We start from the raw sequence: 15,820 nt of genomic DNA, 5'->3' as shown, positions 1-15,820 counted from the left end.
ATACGCATCAAAGGAAGTCGCTCGCTTCGTCAAGGCGTTGCCCGTCAAGGCGTTGCCCGTCACTGCATTACCCGCCGTTGCATTGCTGTCAGGCCTGCTCGCACTCGTCGCCATGCCCGCGGCCCAGGCCGCGTCCTGCGCGGCGATTCCGGCCTGGACCGCATCCACCATCTACAACCCGGGCGACAAGCTCGTCTACCAGAACCACCTCTACCAGGCCAACATCCAGATCTGGAATGCGCCGCCGACCCACTGTCCGACCTGCGGCTGGTACACCGACCTGGGCACCTGCGATGCCGGTGGCAGCAACCAGCCGCCGACCGTCACCCTCACCGCACCCGCCAACGGCGCCAGCTACAGCGCCGGCAGCAGCATCGCGGTCACCGCCAATGCGGGCGACAGCGACGGCAGCGTCAGCAAGGTGGAGTTCTTCCGTGGCACCGTGTCGCTCGGCGTCGATACCAGCGCGCCCTACGCGGTGACCTGGTCCAACGCCACCGCCGGCACGCACGCGTTCAAGGCCGTCGCCACCGACAACCTGGGCGCCACCGCCACCTCGGCCACCAACACGATCACCGTGACCGGCACGCCACCCGTCGACACCACGCCACCGGGCGTGCCGACCGGCCTGGCCGCCAGCGCGCTGTCGTCGAGCAGCATCGGCCTGAGCTGGAACGCCTCCACCGACAACACCGGCGGCACTGGCGTGGCCGGCTACGACGTCTACCGCAACGGCAGCCTGATCGCCTCGCCGACCACCACCAGCTACACCAGCAGCGGCCTGGCGGCGAACACCACGTACTCGTTCACCGTGCGTGCGCGCGACAACGCCAGCCCCGCCAATGCATCGGCACAGAGCGCTGCGGTCAATGCGACCACGCTCACCGGCGGCGGCGGCGGCAACAAGCGCGTCATCGGCTACTTCGCGCAATGGGGCATTTACGGCCGCAACTACCGCGTCAAGAACATCGACACCAGCGGTTCGGCGGCGAAGATCACCCACATCAACTACGCCTTCGGCAATGTCCGCAACAACCGCTGCGAAGTCGGCGTCACCCAGGCCTCCGATCCGAACACCGGCGTGGGTGGCGACGCGTTCGCCGACTACACCAGGTCGTTCGGCGCGGGCGAGAGCGTCAGTGGTACCGCCGATACGTGGGACCAGCCGCTGCGTGGCAGCTGGAACCAGCTCAAGCAGCTCAAGGCCAAGTACCCGAACCTGAAGGTGCTCATCTCGCTCGGCGGCTGGACGTACTCGCGCAACTTCTCCAGCGCCGCCAGCGCGGCCAACCGCCAGGCCTTCGTCGCCTCCTGCGTGGATGCCTACATCAAGGGCAACCTGCCGGTGACCGACAGCGCCGGCGGCCCGGGTGCGGCGGCCGGCGTGTTCGACGGCATCGACATCGACTGGGAATACCCCGTCGCCTGTGGCCTGAGCTGCGGCACGCCTGCCGACAACGCCAACTTCACCGCGCTGCTGGCCGAGTTCCGCCGCCAGCTCGATGCGGTGCGTCCGGGGCTGCTGCTGACCATCGCCGCCGGCGCCGGTGTCGACAAGGTCCGCGTCACCGATCCGGCGGCGTACTCGCAGTACCTGGATTACATCAACGTGATGACCTACGACTTCCACGGCACGTGGGATCCGCAGACCAACCATCACTCGGCGCTGTTCGACTCGCCCAGCGATCCATCCACGGGCGACCAGAAGTTCTACAACAGCAACGACGCGCTCGAAGCGTTCCTGGGCCGCGGCGTGCCAGCCGCCAAGCTCAACATCGGCATCGGCTTCTACGGTCGCGGCTGGACCAACGTGCCCAACGTCAACAACGGCCTGTACCAGAGTGGCACCGCGGCGCCGGGCACGTATGAAGCCGGCAACGAGGACTACAAGGTGCTCAAGGACCGCGCCGGCACGATCTACACCGACGCCAACGCGCGCGCCACCTGGAAGTACGACGGCAACACGTTCTGGAGCTACGACACGCCGGCCATGGTCACCGAGAAGATGGGCTACGTGAAGGCGCAGAACCTGGGCGGCGCGTTCTTCTGGGAATTCAGCGGCGACGACGCCCAGGGCACGCTGGTGAACACGATGAGCAACGGCCTCAAGTAACCCCTCTCCAGAACCCTCCCGGGTTTTGACCCTCAGCGCCGATCCCCCGATCGGCGCTCTTTTTTTGCATCCTTTACAATGCGCGACCCCATGCGCCACTCCCCCTTCCACCGTCGAATGAGCCTGCTGGCGCTTGCCGCCATGCTGCTGCTCCTGCTCATGCCGACGGTCGGCCGGCTGCTGGCCGGCGCGTCCGGGGCGCGCGACGGCGGGGTCTGGACGCAGATGTGCACCATGGCCGGCCTGAAGCTGGTCAAGGTGTCCGCGGGCGACGCCAATCCGCTCGACCCTGTGCTGCCCAAGCCCCAGCCCGGCGGCGACCTGCCGATGCAGGACTGCGCCTATTGCCCGGTGCTCAACTCGCTGGTCGCGCTGGTGCTGTGCGTGGTGTTCGCGTTCGCCCCGGCGACGCGGCCACGGCAGGCTCCCCCGCGACGCACCCCATTGTCAGGGACACGCTGGCACCCCTGCGGCCTGGGCTCGCGCGGCCCACCGCTCGCCCTCTGAACCACAAGACCTCGCCGCTGCCCGCGGCTATCTGATACCCGCATGCGGCGATGACGCCGCGTGCCCTTGTGCTTTGGAGTTTCCATGTCATCCCAGCTTTTATGGTCGTCGTCGCGCCTGTGCGCGGCGATCTCGACCGCGCTCGCCTGCGCCAGCCCTTTCGCAGCCAACGCCGATGCCATCGCCGCCGATGCGACGACCCTCGAACGGATCGAAGTCGCGGCCAGCCCCAACCCCCTCGACGCCTCGGCCGCCGCCGGCACGCGCCTGAACCTGAGCGTGCAGGAAACCCCCGCCTCGATCACCGTGATCGATCGCCAGACCATGGACGAACGCGGCGTCCGCAACACCCAGGAGGCCCTGTTCGGCATTCCCGGCCTGGCGGTGGCCTCGCCGCCTGGCAACGGCAATGCCGTGACCTGGCGCGGCTTCTCCGGCGCGCAGATCGCGCAGCTGTTCAACGGCATCGGCGTGCAGTACGACGCCATTGCCGCCCGGCCGGTCGACGGCTGGATCTACGAGCGCGTCGAAGCCATCGGCGGGCCTTCGAGTTTCCTGCACGGCGCCGGTGCGGTCGGCGGCTCCATCAACTACGTCACCCGCCTGGCGCAGCTCGATCGCGACGACACCCAGGCGCTCGCCACCGTGGGCTCGTTTGGCAGCGGCATGGTCGCCGCGGGAACCAACCAGCGCATCGGCGGCGATGATGCCCATGACGCGATCCGCGCCGACGCAACCTGGTCGCATAGCGACGGCTGGGCCGATCGCAACAAGCGCGAAGCCACGACGCTGGCGCTGTCGTGGCTGGACCGGATCGGCGACGACCTGAGCCACACGCTCGCGCTGGAATACCAGGACGAGGACAGCGAGCGGCCGTACTGGGGCACCCCTGCCTATCGCGATGGCGACACGCTGCGCATCGTCGATGGCACCCGCACCCGCAACTACAACGTCGCTGACGGTCATTACGGCCAGCAGGTTCTATGGGCGCGTTCGTTGCTGGAATGGCAACCGTCCGCGCGGACGCAGGTGCGCAACACGCTCTACCACTACGACGCCCTGCGCGACTACCGCGATGTCGAGTCGTACCGGCTGACGGCCGACCACCAGGGCGTGATCCGCTCCGCTGCGTTGCTGCAGCGCCACGACCAGCAGCTGTTCGGCGACCGCATCGAGTGGTCGCACGAAGGCACGCTGGCGACGCTGCCGACGCAATGGAGCGCCGGAGCCGACGTCAGCTACAACCGGCAGACGCGCTTCCCGCTGTCGCTGCCAGGTGTGGTCGACACGGTGCCTATTGACTCTGTCATCCCGGGCAGCTTCTTCGACGTGCCCGGTGCCGAGCAGGTCTACCGCCCGGACCGCACCAACTGCCTGCACACGCAGGCGCTGTTCGTCGAGAACCTGACGCATCTGAACTCGCGGCTGTCGCTGCTGACCGGCCTGCGCCACGACTGGATCGACCTGGACGTGGTCAATCACCGCGCGGTCAGCGCGACCAACCCGGTGCGCTTCCAGCACGACTACGCACCCACCACCGGTCGCATCGCGCTCGACTACGCGTGGACGCCGCGCGCGAGCGTCTACGCCCAGGTCGCGACCTCGGCCGATCCGCCGGCGGGCATCCTCACCACCGCCAACTTCGCCACACTGCGCGACTTCGACCTGAGCACCGGACGGCAGGAGGAGATCGGGACCAAGTTCCAGTCCGTCGATGGCCGCCATTACGCCACTCTGGCCGCGTACCACATCGTCCGCGAGAACCTGGCCATCACCGATCCCGCCAATCCTGGGCAGACGCTGCCGGTTGGCCAGCAGTCCTCGCGCGGTGTGGAGCTGGCCTTCGGCGTGAAGCCGCTGCAGGCGCTGTCGATCGACGGCAATCTCGCCTGGGTCGACGCCACCCTCGACGACTTCTACGAGAGCGTCGGCGGCGTGCCGGTGTCGCGCGCCGGCAATCGCCCGACCAACACGCCTTCGCGCGTGGCCAACCTGTGGCTGGATTATCTGTTCGCGCCGCAGTGGAGCGCGGGCCTGGACCTGCGCGCACTTTCATCGCGTTATGCCGATACCGCCAATACGACCAGGACCGCGGGATACGGCGTGCTGGGTGCGCACCTGCGCTGGCAGCTGGACCCCAGCACCAGCTTGACCGTTCGCGGCCGCAACCTCGCCGACCGCGACGTCGTCATCTATGCGCTGAACACCGACATGGTCTATCTCGGCGAACCGCGGTCGTGGGAGCTGGAACTGAAGAAAGCGTTCTGACTGCCAGGCCTTCTGACTGCGCTGAACCGCGCTGCCCGGGGCGGTTTCGTCAGCCCCGGGCAGGCGTCGGGACGCTTACTTCTTGAGCGCCTTCACCGCGTCAAGGGTTTCCTTGACGTGCTGGTTCGGCTTGAGCTCCGAGTAGGCGTGAACGATGGTGCCCTGCTGCGAGATCACGTACGAGGTGCGGTCCGACCATTCCGGCTTCTGCGCCAGGATCGCGTCGTACTGCTTGGCGATCTTGGCGCCGTTGTCGGCGGCGACCGGGAACTTGCCGCCGCAATGTTCGGTTTCCTTGGAGAACGCGGCCAGCTCGCTGGTGTTGCCGGCGGTGACGCCGATCAGGGTCGCGCCCTCCTTCTTGAACTGGTCGGCGGCCTCGGAGAACAGGTGCGCTTCGAGGTTGCAACCCGGGGTGTGCGCGGCCGGGAAGAAGTACACGACCACCGGGCCCTTCTTCAGGGCGTCGGCGAGCTTGAAGGTGAAGGGCTCGCCGGCCAGGTAGGCCGGGGCGCTGAAGTCGGGGGCCTTGGCGCCTTCCTTGAGGGCGGCGTAGGACGGAGCGGCAAAAGCAGCGGCGGCGACAAAGCCGGCGGCGGAGAGCTTGAGCAGGGAGTTCATGGCGGGCGTCCGGGTGGCGGGTGCGGCATACGATACGACTGCGCGGATCAATATGCGCGGATCAAGAAGGGTCGCCTGCGATCAACCGGACCGGCCCGGCGCCGTCAAAGGTTCACAAGGTCACCGACCCGCCAGGCGCAGCGCGTCGTCGAGCAGCCCGGCCGCGGTGACCCCGGCGCCCGCACCAGGCCCCTGGATCACCAGCGGCTGGTTGCAGTAGCGGTCGGACCAGATCGCCACCCGGTTGTCGGTGCCGGCGCCACCGGCCAGCGGATGGTCGGCCGGCAGCGACTCCAGCCCCACCCGGGCGACGCCGTCCTGCAGGCGGGCGATGAAGCGCAGCTTCTCGTGGCGCTTGTAGGCGCTGGCGTAGCGGTTGCGCAGCGGCGTATCGAGCGCCGGCAATGCAGCGTCGAGCGCATCACGCGACAGGATCGCCAGCTCCGGCGGGACCAGCGAGGTGACTTCGACATCGCCGGCGTCCAGCTCGACACCTGCGCTGCGCGCGAGGATCAGCAGCTTGCGTCGGACGTCTTCGCCGGAGAGATCGTCTCGCGGATCCGGCTCGGTGTAACCGGCATCGCGGGCCTGCCTCACCAGTGCCGAAAACGGCCGCATGCCGTCGTAGTGGTTGAACAGCCAGGCAAGCGAGCCCGACAGCACGCCGGCGATGGAATGGATGCGGTCGCCGCCCGCCTGCAGTTCACGCAGCGAACGCAACAGCGGCAGGCCCGCGCCGACCGTGGCGCTGTCGCCGTAGCCGGCATTGCCGATCGCCGCGCCAGTCCGGATCGACCGCCAGCGCGACAGCGAGGTGCCCTGCCCGATCTTGCACGCGGTGACGACGTGGATGCCCTGCTGCAGCCAATGGGCGTGGCGCTCGGCAACGGCTTCACTCGCGGTTGCGTCGATGACGATGCGCGAACCGTCGCCCTTGAGCGCCGCCTCTATCGTCTCCAGCGAACTGCGCTGCGGCGCCAGGGCAAGACGCTGCGCGGCCTCGGCCGGCGCCAGGCCCGAACGGTCGCTGGCGGACTGCCGTGAATTGGCGACATGCACCAGCTGCAGGCGCTGGCCGAAACTGCTGCCATGCCATGCAGCCAGTCGCTCAAGTACGGCGCTGCCGACCGTACCGGTGCCGAGCAGCGCGACCCGGGCCGGCGCGTGGCGCGGCTGCGCAACGACGGCGCGGTCGACGACGGCGCGGTCGACGACGGCGCGGTCGACGACAGCGCGGTCGACGACAGCTGGGGCGACGTCGAGCGCGGCCGCGCTCATCGTTTCGCGCGCTCGGCGGTGGCCACTGCGACTTGGGCGCGGGCCAGCGCGGCTTCGAGGTCGGCGACCAGGTCGTCGGCATGCTCGATGCCGACCGACAGACGCAGCAGGCCGTCGCCAATGCCGGCGGCAGCGCGCGCTTCGGCCGACATCGCCGCGTGCGTCATCGTCGCCGGATGCGCGATCAGGCTCTCGACGCCGCCGAGCGATTCGGCCAGGGTGAAGCACTCAAGACCTTCGACGAACGCGCGCACGGCGCGCTCCTCCTCACCATGCACGCCGCCTTCAAGTTCAACACTCAGCATCGCGCCGAAGCCCAGCTGCTGGCGCGCCGCGAGGGCATGGCCCGGGTGCGATTCCAGCCCCGGGTAATGCACGGTGCGCACCGCCGGATGGCCATCGAGCAATGCGACCACCGCTTCAGTGTTCTCCTGGTGCACGCGCAGGCGTGCATCGAGCGTGCGCAGGCCGCGCAGGGTCAGGAAGCTGTCGAACGGCGAGCCGGTCAGGCCGAGCGCATTCGCCCACCAGACCAGCTGCTGGTGCTGCTGCGCATCACGCGCAACCACCGCGCCACCGACCACGTCACTGTGGCCATTGATGTACTTGGTGGTGGAATGCAGTACGAAGTCGGCGCCGAACGCCAGCGGCTGCTGCAGCGCCGGCGACAGGAAGGTGTTGTCGACCACGGTCAGCGCGCCCTTGGCCTGCGCGGCCTCGATCACGAAGCGCAGATCGGTGATGCGCAGCAGCGGGTTGGACGGGGTCTCGATCCACACCACGGTCGGGTCGCAGGCCAGTGCGTCGGTCAGCGAACGTGGATCGGTGAGATCGGCGGTGATCAGTTCGAACGCGCCCTTGGCGGCCAGCGCGTTGAACAGGCGCCAGCTGCCGCCGTAACCGTCGTGCGGCACCACCAGTCGGTCGCCGGGCTTGAGCAGAGCGTGCAGCAGCAACGTGATCGCGCCCATGCCGGTGGCGGTGATGACGCCGCCGGCGCCGCCCTCCAGTTCGCTCAGTGCTTCGGCAAGCAGGTCGCGGGTGGGGTTGCCACTGCGGGTGTAGTCGTACTGCCGCTTCTCGTTGAAACCGGCGAAGCTGAAGTTCGACGACAGCACGATCGGGGGAGTGACCGCGCCGAAGGCGGGATCGCGGTCGATGCCGGCACGGACGGCGGCGGTACAGCGCTTGCGCGTGCTCATGCCAGCACCTGCGTGCGTGCATCGGCGACGCAGTCTTCGAGTGCCTCGCGCAGCACCGCGGCGACTTCGGCTTCCTCTTTGAGGAAGGCGTCGTGACCATAGAGCGAGCGCAGCACGCGCAGGCGGGTCTCGCCGCGCAGGCGCTCGACCAGGTCGTAGGCGTCCGAGAGCGGCACCAGGCGGTCTTCGGCGACAGCGATGACGGTCACCGGCAACCGGATCGCACCGGGGTCGACCGCCTGCAGGTCGATCGACTCCGACAGGCGCAGGTAAGCGGTCGGCGAAGTGCGCTCGACATAGGTGGCGCCGCAATGGTCGAGGTAGTCCTCGGCGCCAACGCGGACTCGGCCGTCGCTGACCTGGGCAGCAGCGAAGCGCGCCGCGAATTCCTCCGGCGTGCGATAGCTCAGGATCGCCAGCTGACGCGCCAGCGCAAGGCCATGGGTTTCGTCGCACTGCAACGCGCCCAGTGCAACCGCGCGGCGCTGCAGCGCGCGCCATGCACTGGCGTAGGGATGGGCGCGGTGCACGCCGCTGATCGCGACCAGTTGCTGCAGGCGGGCGCCATGGCGCGCCGCGAACTGCAGGCCGACCATTGCGCCATAGGAACAGCCGACGAAGGCGTGCAGGCGATCGATGTCGAGAACGTCGAGCAGCGCCGCAATCGCGTCGGCCTGGTCGGCCGGGTCGATCGGCGCATCGAGGTTGCCATCGGCGCCGAGCCAGTCGAATGCGACCACGCAGTGCTGGCGCGGGTCGATCGTGCGGCCTTCACCAACCTGGCCCTGCCACCAGCCCGCTTCGCCGAAGGCGGCAGACGCGCTGACATGGCGATGCGCGGAGATGCCCCCGGCCACGAACACCACCGGCAGCGTGCGATCGCCAAGGATTTCGTAGCGAAGCTCCAGGCGCTGGCGGCCGGCATGGCGCAACGGCAGTTCAACCGTGCACTGGCCGCGCACTGCGTCGATGGCGGGGACACCCGTGCCTTTCACCCAGGCGGCGGCATGGGCGATGGCATCCAGCGTCGCGGCTGCGTCGTGGGCGCTATGGCCACTGTGGTCGTGGGTGGTGGCGGGGGCGTTGGCGAGACTCATGGCGGGCATCCGAAGTGACGGGGCCATCGAGCCTGCGAGTCGCGGTGCACCCGGCCATCGATCGGCAGGGTGCACTCACAACCATCTTCCGACCGGCGCGGGCGCCTGTCGCAGGAATTGGCACCTTCACCTCACTGCCCCGCCGCAATGGCTGGGTGGTGGGTTGGGTTGCCCCGGCTTCAAAGGGCCTGTCCCTCTGCCGGTCTCGATGGATGGCCGCAGTCTGCCACCGTCCGCCGAGGTGTGTCAATCGCTCTATCCGCATATAGCGATTTATTATTTCGGTCACGTCTTGAAGCCACATTGTTAAGGCCACGCGAATACACTTCCGTACATGACCCCACGCCTCCTTTCCCCCGCCGCCACCGCAGTCATGTTGGCGAGCCTGCTGTTGTCCGCCTGCTCCACCACCGGCCCCACCGCCACCACGGCCCCGGCACCAGCGACGCCTCCGGCCGGCGCCCCGGATGTCCGCACCGTGCTGGAGAGCTACGTCTCGGCCGAAACGCCCCAGGACGAACTGGACTCGCTCGCCACCTGGACCAGCGAGGACGGCCGCACCTGGCTGATCGCCTCGGCCAAGTCGACCCATCGCCTGGTGGTGTTCGATGCCGACACCGGCAAGCGCCTGCGCGAAGTCGGCGGCGAAGGCCAGGCCCTGGGCCAGTTCAACCGCCCCAACGGCGTGGCCGTCTACGGCGACTACCTGTTCGTGGTCGAGCGCGACAACCACCGCGTGCAGGTGTTCAACCTGCCCGGACTGACGCCGCTTGGCAGCTTCGGCGACAAGGAACTGCGCAGCCCCTACGGGCTGTGGCTGACGGAAACCGAGCCGGGCGAACTGGAGGTCTACGTCACCGACAGCTTCATGTACGGCAAGAAGTTCGACCAGGTGCCGCCGCTGGCGGAGCTCGACCAGCGCGTGCGCCGCTTCCGCGTCCAGTTCGACCAGAACGGCCGGCTGCGCAGCAGCTACGGCGGCTCGTTCGGCGACACCAGCGAGGCCGGCGGCCTGCGCATGGTCGAGTCGATCGCCGGCGATCCGGACAACGACCGCCTGCTGGTCGCCGACGAAGACCGCCGCCACGAATCGACGCTGCGCGAGTACAGCTTCAGCGGCAAGTACAGCGGCCGCAGCCTGCCGCAGGACAGCTTCGCCGCCGAAGCCGAAGGCGTGGCGCTGTGGACGTGCCCCAATGGCGGCGGCTACTGGATCGCCGTAGACCAGCTGGCGCCGCTGACCGTGTTCCATCTTTTCGACCGCGCCACACTCGCACCGCGTGGCAGTTTCGAAGGCGAAACCACGGCCCACACCGACGGCGTCGCCCTGCATGCGGCCTCCACGCCGGCATTCCCCAATGGCGCGCTGTTCGCCGTGCACGACGACAAGTCGGTCACCGCGTTCGACCTGGCCGAGGTCGTGCGCGTGCTGGGTCTGTCGGCAGACTGCACCCGCTAGCGCGATGGCAACCAGGCGCCACCTGGCGGCAGTCACCCTCGGCAGCGCCTCGCTGCTGCTGGCGTTTGCCGCCGGTGCGGCCAAGCTCTATCGCTGGACCGACGGCAGCGGCATCACCCACTACGGCGACCACGTGCCCGATGCGCCGCCGGCGCAGGTCCGCACGATTCCGGTCTATGCCGAGCCCAGCGCGATCGCGCAGCTGCGCATCGAGAACGATGGCGACCGCTACCTGGCCTTTGCCGACAACCGGCTGTCAGGTCCGATCGAAGTCCAGCTGGATTTCAGCCGCAGCGACAACGTGGTCGGGCGGCCGCTGCTGCCGGCCCGCGCCACCGTCGCCGCCCGCGGCAGCGCCCTGGTGGCGGTGCTGGAGTCGGCCGACCCGGAGCGCGGCTTCGATTTCGAGTTGCAGATGGAAAGCCTGCCCGGCGACCCCGACGCACACCCGCGCAACGTCGACTATGTGCTGCCTCTGCAGCAGGCGACGTTCCGCATCGACCAGGGCTACGGCGGGCATTTCAGCCACAACGACGCGCAGAGCCGCTACGCGGTCGATTTCGCCGCCGCCATCGGCACACCGGTGCTGGCCGCGCGCGACGGTGTGGTGATGCAGGTCGAGTCGGACTTCGACAAGGCAGGCCTCAACCGCGAGAAGTACGGCGGCCGCGCCAATTTCGTCCGCATCCTCCACGACGACGGCAGCATGACCCTCTACGGGCATCTGAAGGCCGACGACGGCGTGCTGGTGCGGGTGGGCCAGCGCGTCCGCGCCGGCCAGCAGATCGGCCTGTCTGGAAATACCGGCTTCACCACCGGCCCGCACCTGCACTTCGCCGTGCAGGTGAACCGGGGCATGCGGCTGGAGTCGATTCCGTTCAGGATGCTCGGCCCGGCCGGCCCGCTGCGTATTTCGGGGGGATGAACTCCGGGGCTGAAGCCCCGCGGGGAGTGTGGCCGGGCCGCGTATAATCGCCCCCCTCACCCGCTTCCCGATTCGCGGACCGGTCCCCGGACCCGCCCGCCGCCGCCATGTCCGACGTTTCCCTCGAAGCCGCCCGCCGCCGCACGTTCGCGATCATTTCGCACCCCGACGCCGGCAAGACCACGCTCACCGAAAAGCTGCTGCTGTTCGGCGGCGCCATCCAGATGGCCGGCTCGGTCAAGGGCCGCAAGGCCGCGCGCCACGCCACCTCGGACTGGATGGCGCTGGAAAAGGAGCGCGGCATCTCGGTAACCAGTTCGGTGATGCAGTTCCCCTACGAGGGCCGCATCGTCAACCTGCTCGACACTCCCGGCCACGCCGACTTCGGCGAGGACACCTACCGCGTGCTGACCGCGGTCGACTCGGCGTTGATGGTCATCGACGTCGCCAAGGGTGTCGAAGAGCGCACGATCAAGCTGATGGAGGTGTGCCGCCTGCGCGACACGCCGATCATGACCTTCATCAACAAGCTCGACCGCGAGGGCAAGAACCCGATCGACCTGCTCGATGAAGTCGAGTCGGTGCTGGGCATCCAGTGCGCGCCGATCACCTGGCCGATCGGCATGGGCCAGCGCCTGAAGGGCGTGGTCCACCTGGTCACGGGCGAGGTGCACCTGTACGAACAGGGCCGCAACTTCACCCGCCAGGACTCCACCATCTTCACCTCGATCGACGATCCGGCCCTGGCCGAACGCATCGGCGAGAACATGCTCAAGGAACTGCGCGACGAGCTGGAGCTGGTCGAAGGCGCTTCGCATCCGTTCGATCCGGCCCGGTACCTGTCCGGCGAACAGACACCGGTGTTCTTCGGCTCGGCGGTCAACAACTTCGGCGTGCAGCTGCTGCTCGACTTCTTCGTCGAACACGCGCCGTCGCCGCGCCCGCGCGGCACCACCACGCGCGAAGTCGGCGCGTACGAGCCCAAGCTCACCGGCTTCGTCTTCAAGATCCAGGCCAACATGGACCCGCAGCACCGCGACCGCGTCGCGTTCATGCGCGTCTGCTCGGGTTCGTTCGCCGCCGGCATGAAGGCCTTCCACGTGCGTACCGGCAAGGAGGTCAAGCTCGCCAACGCGCTGACCTTCATGGCCTCCGACCGCGAGATCGCCGAAAGCGCCTGGCCGGGCGATGTCATCGGCATCCACAACCACGGCACCATCTCCATCGGCGACAGCTTCACCGAGGGCGAGGTGCTGGGCTTCACCGGCATCCCCAACTTTGCGCCGGAACTGTTCCGCCGCGCGCGCCTGCGCGACCCGCTCAAGCTCAAGCAGCTGCAGAAGGGCCTGGCGCAGCTGTCGGAAGAAGGCGCCACCCAGTTCTTCCGCCCGCTGATGAGCAACGACCTCATCCTCGGCGCGGTCGGCGTGCTGCAGTTCGACGTGGTCGCCTACCGCCTCAAGGACGAGTACGGCGTCGATGCCAGCTTCGAACAGGTCGCCGTCTCCACGGCGCGCTGGATCCGCTGCGACAACGACAAGAAGCTGGAAGAGTTCCGCGACAAGAACGCGATGAACCTCGCCATCGATGCCGCCGGCGAGCTGGTCTACCTGGCGCCGACGCGGGTCAACCTGCAGCTGGCCCAGGAACGCGCGCCGGACGTGACCTTCATGGCCACGCGCGAGCACGCGCACGCCACGCCGATCGACTGAGGCCGCACGGTGCCGGCGTGGGCCATGTGGTTGCTCGCGTTCAACGCGGTGACCGTGCTCGTCTACGGCTATGACAAGGCCATCGCCGGCGGTCGCCGCCGGCGCGTTCCCGAGCGCACCCTGCTCGGTCTGGCCCTGTGTGGCGGTATGCCCGGCGCCCTGCTGGCGATGTGGACCTTCCGCCACAAGACCGCCAAGCCAAGCTTTCGCAACGCGATCGCACTGGGGGCCGCAGTGCAGGTCATCGCCGCCATCGCGCTGCTTGCCCTCACCCGCTGACTCGCCGTCATCCCGGCGAACGCTGCTATGGCGTCATCCCGGCGAACGCCGGGACCCACCTTGCTGTACCGCCGCCCCCCTTCGCGCGAACGCCGGTCAAGAGCGCGCCGGCAACTTCCCCACCCAGTCCGGTGCCGGCTGGTCCAGGTCGAAGTACTCGAAGATCAGGTGGATGCGATCGCTCGCACCGTTGTTCTCCACCGCATGCACGGCCATGTTGCTGACCTCGACCGCTTCGCCCTCGGCGAAGTGGTATCCGACGCCGTCGATGAAGAACGTCACCTGCTCGCTGGTCATCAGCGGCACATGGATCTTGTGCGGCCACTTCGCCGCCGGATTGGCGTCGCGATGCGGCTTGATCACGCCGCCCGGCGCCATCCGCGCCAGCATCACCCGCGGGAATTCCGCGCGCGCATAACCGTAGGGCGCCACCGCCTGCGCCATCACCGGCTCCAGCAGTTCGCGCCACTGCGCCCACAGCGGCCGGTCGTAGGACTTGCGCCAATCCTGGAAATCGCTGACGAAGCGGAAAACGATATGCCGGGTGCGGTCGAGCGCCTCGAAACGGTTGGGCTTGTCGGCGTTCTCGGCATCCCATAGCGCGTCTTCGATGGCCAGCACCGCTTCGCGCAGGCGGCCGATGTCGACCTGGCCCAGCGCGCGCATCGAGGTCGTCTTGCGCGGGTTGGGGTGGATATCCAGCGGAGAAATGGCGGGAGACTGCATGGTCAGAACTCGTATCCGAACAGTTCCAGGTCGCGCCGGTAGTAGTCGGCGACGCCATCGATCAGCGCCTGGTCATAGTAGTCCCGGTAACTGCCGCGGCGCGAGCTGTTGACCTGGCCCAGCTGCGCCGACGCGATGCCGATGCGCGCGCAGATGGCGTCGTACGACGCCTGCATGTCCTCGACACGGCCGACCTCGTCGGCCAGCACCTTGCCCTCGCCATCGGTGACGAAGGTGTGCTGCGGCTGGAACAGGATGTGCTGCACCGGCCGCGCCTGGAACAGGAGGTAGCGCATCACCTGCTGCGGATTCTTCAGGAAGGCGCCGTCGGCGCGGGTCATGAACGCGCAATAGGAAACGAAGCGGTCGAACGGATTGCGCACGAAGGCGAACTTGAAATAGTCGGCGAACGCGTCATCGCCCAGGAATGGCCGGATCTGGTCGAGGGTGATGTGGCCGTGCTTGATCGCCGCCAGCTCTTCGAACGGGAACCGCTTGTTCACGAACAGGCCGACCTGTTCCAGGTCCTCCTCGCTCATGTGCTCGCGCAGCGCCTGGCGGACCGAGTGGGTCCCGGTCTTGGGGATCGCGGCGAAAACGAAGCGGTGCTGATGGGAAATGATCATGGAAGGGCCGGTGCGTTGGTCCCCGCATGATAGTGGCTTCCGCGGCCCGGGCAGGGTCGCCTGCGGCGATCTTCGCCAGCCTCCCGGCCCGCTGGCGCGGTTTGCCAGGCCGCACCGCGCACAGGGCATTTGCCGACCTGGTCACAGCGGCGGCGGTCTCTCCAGAGCATTTGCTCCAACCTGCGCTAGGATGCTGTGGCCATGCCCACCGCACGCTCCGTCAACGACGGTTCCATCCCCGCATCGCGCCCGGCGACCAGCGCCGCGCCGTCGCTGCGCGAGGAATTCCTCAGCGCACTCACCCACGGCCTCGGCGCGACCGCGGCACTGGCGGGCGGGACAGTACTGATCACCCTGGCCGCGCTGTTCGGCGACGGCTGGCAGCTCGCCGGCGCGATCGTCTTCGGCATCTGCCTGCTGCTGCTCTACCTGGCCTCGACGCTGTACCACGCGATCCAGAATCCGGTCGCCAAGGCGCGGCTGAAGGTGTTCGACCACTGCGCGATCTACCTGCTGATCGCCGGCACGTACACGCCCTTCACGCTGATCGGACTGCGCGGCCCCTGGGGCTGGGGCCTGTTCGCGGCGATCTGGACGCTGGCGGTCGCCGGCGTGATCTTCAAGCTGTTCTATACCGGCCGCTTCAAGCTGTTGTCGACCGGCATCTACATCGCCATGGGCTGGCTGGTGGTCGTCGCGATCGAGCCGCTGCTCGGTGCGCTCGATGCCTGGACCATCGGCTGGCTGTTCGCCGGCGGCATCTTCTACACGCTCGGCACCGTGTTCTATCACCGGCCGTCGCTGCCGTACTCGCATGCGATCTGGCACCTGTTCGTGGTCGCCGGCAGCGTCTGCCATTACGTCGCCGTGATGGCACAGGTCCTGACGCCCGGCGCGGTGATTCCCAGCTGAACTGCTCACAACGTATTCACCCCCGCTTGACCGACTGCCACTGAAGGTGGTCGACGGCTCATTGCAGGGAGACACCGCGTGCATGGTTCGGGAGC

At 68.2% G+C, this 15,820-nt stretch carries 14 protein-coding genes and 1 riboswitch; of the genes, 8 read left to right on the top strand and 6 right to left on the bottom strand.

Annotation, left to right across the window (positions count from 1 at the left end):
• The first annotated feature begins 112 nt into the window (after nt 1-112).
• The 3 genes from AB4Y64_RS14680 (at nt 113) to AB4Y64_RS14670 (ending at nt 4,888) form a co-directional block, all read left to right on the top strand.
• Nucleotides 113-2,113 carry a glycosyl hydrolase family 18 protein gene (locus AB4Y64_RS14680; RefSeq protein WP_441817328.1) on the top strand — a complete coding sequence of 667 codons (2,001 nt, stop codon included), beginning with the start codon at nt 113-115 and terminating at the stop codon, nt 2,111-2,113.
• 90 nt (nt 2,114-2,203) lie between these two features.
• A complete protein-coding gene (locus AB4Y64_RS14675) occupies nt 2,204-2,620 on the top strand; it encodes a DUF2946 family protein (protein ID WP_441817197.1) in 417 nt (138 codons plus the stop codon).
• Nucleotides 2,621-2,704: 84 nt separating this feature from the next.
• On the top strand, nt 2,705-4,888 hold the full coding sequence (locus AB4Y64_RS14670) for a TonB-dependent receptor (protein WP_441817196.1): 2,184 nt from the start codon (nt 2,705-2,707) through the stop codon (nt 4,886-4,888).
• Nucleotides 4,889-4,963: 75 nt separating this feature from the next.
• Here AB4Y64_RS14670 and AB4Y64_RS14665 read toward each other — a convergent pair whose 3' ends face one another.
• The 4 genes from AB4Y64_RS14665 to metX all read right to left on the bottom strand — a co-directional run bounded on the left by AB4Y64_RS14665 (nt 4,964) and on the right by metX (nt 9,086).
• Complete coding sequence (locus tag AB4Y64_RS14665; RefSeq protein ID WP_441817195.1) at nt 4,964-5,509, bottom strand: peroxiredoxin; 546 nt, start codon at nt 5,507-5,509, stop codon at nt 4,964-4,966.
• Nucleotides 5,510-5,629: 120 nt separating this feature from the next.
• Nucleotides 5,630-6,787 (bottom strand): homoserine dehydrogenase, encoded by a 1,158-nt coding sequence (locus AB4Y64_RS14660; protein ID WP_441817194.1) that lies wholly within the window; start codon nt 6,785-6,787, stop codon nt 5,630-5,632.
• Nucleotides 6,784-7,989: an O-succinylhomoserine (thiol)-lyase gene (locus tag AB4Y64_RS14655; protein WP_441817193.1), complete on the bottom strand. Its 1,206-nt coding sequence runs from the start codon at nt 7,987-7,989 to the stop codon at nt 6,784-6,786. Before AB4Y64_RS14655 ends, AB4Y64_RS14660 begins: the two co-directional genes overlap by 4 nt.
• Entirely contained in the window at nt 7,986-9,086 is a 1,101-nt protein-coding gene (metX, locus tag AB4Y64_RS14650; protein ID WP_441817192.1) for a homoserine O-succinyltransferase MetX, read from the bottom strand. The genes AB4Y64_RS14655 and metX overlap by 4 nt, the downstream gene beginning before the upstream one ends.
• A gap of 78 nt (nt 9,087-9,164) precedes the next feature.
• Nucleotides 9,165-9,301: riboswitch (SAM riboswitch) on the bottom strand.
• A 119-nt stretch (nt 9,302-9,420) separates the two neighbouring features.
• On the opposite strand from metX, the gene AB4Y64_RS14645 reads away from it, so the two are divergent.
• The 4 genes from AB4Y64_RS14645 (at nt 9,421) to AB4Y64_RS14630 (ending at nt 13,461) form a co-directional block, all read left to right on the top strand.
• Entirely contained in the window at nt 9,421-10,545 is a 1,125-nt protein-coding gene (locus AB4Y64_RS14645; protein WP_441817191.1) for a phytase, read from the top strand.
• A gap of 4 nt (nt 10,546-10,549) precedes the next feature.
• Complete coding sequence (locus tag AB4Y64_RS14640) at nt 10,550-11,470, top strand: peptidoglycan DD-metalloendopeptidase family protein (RefSeq protein ID WP_441817190.1); 921 nt, start codon at nt 10,550-10,552, stop codon at nt 11,468-11,470.
• A 107-nt stretch (nt 11,471-11,577) separates the two neighbouring features.
• Complete coding sequence (locus AB4Y64_RS14635) at nt 11,578-13,182, top strand: peptide chain release factor 3 (protein WP_441817189.1); 1,605 nt, start codon at nt 11,578-11,580, stop codon at nt 13,180-13,182.
• Between the two features lie 24 nt (nt 13,183-13,206).
• Complete coding sequence (locus tag AB4Y64_RS14630; RefSeq protein ID WP_441817188.1) at nt 13,207-13,461, top strand: DUF1294 domain-containing protein; 255 nt, start codon at nt 13,207-13,209, stop codon at nt 13,459-13,461.
• A gap of 96 nt (nt 13,462-13,557) precedes the next feature.
• Here the strand turns inward: AB4Y64_RS14630 and AB4Y64_RS14625 are convergent, their stop codons facing one another.
• Together AB4Y64_RS14625 and AB4Y64_RS14620 are read right to left on the bottom strand one after the other, a co-directional pair.
• On the bottom strand, nt 13,558-14,187 hold the full coding sequence (locus tag AB4Y64_RS14625; protein ID WP_441817187.1) for an aspartyl/asparaginyl beta-hydroxylase domain-containing protein: 630 nt from the start codon (nt 14,185-14,187) through the stop codon (nt 13,558-13,560).
• Between the two features lie 2 nt (nt 14,188-14,189).
• Complete coding sequence (locus AB4Y64_RS14620) at nt 14,190-14,813, bottom strand: sulfotransferase family 2 domain-containing protein (RefSeq protein ID WP_441817186.1); 624 nt, start codon at nt 14,811-14,813, stop codon at nt 14,190-14,192.
• Nucleotides 14,814-15,014: 201 nt separating this feature from the next.
• On the opposite strand from AB4Y64_RS14620, the gene trhA reads away from it, so the two are divergent.
• Nucleotides 15,015-15,725, top strand: a complete 711-nt coding sequence (trhA, locus tag AB4Y64_RS14615) for a PAQR family membrane homeostasis protein TrhA (RefSeq protein WP_441817185.1) — start codon at nt 15,015-15,017, stop codon at nt 15,723-15,725.
• The last annotated feature ends 95 nt before the right edge of the window (nt 15,726-15,820 follow it).

This window comes from Lysobacter sp. TAF61, from assembly GCF_052113485.1.
Classification (GTDB): domain Bacteria; phylum Pseudomonadota; class Gammaproteobacteria; order Xanthomonadales; family Xanthomonadaceae; genus Lysobacter_J.
Note: the sequence above shows the minus strand (reverse complement) of the source record. Positions and strands in the feature narration are given on the sequence as shown.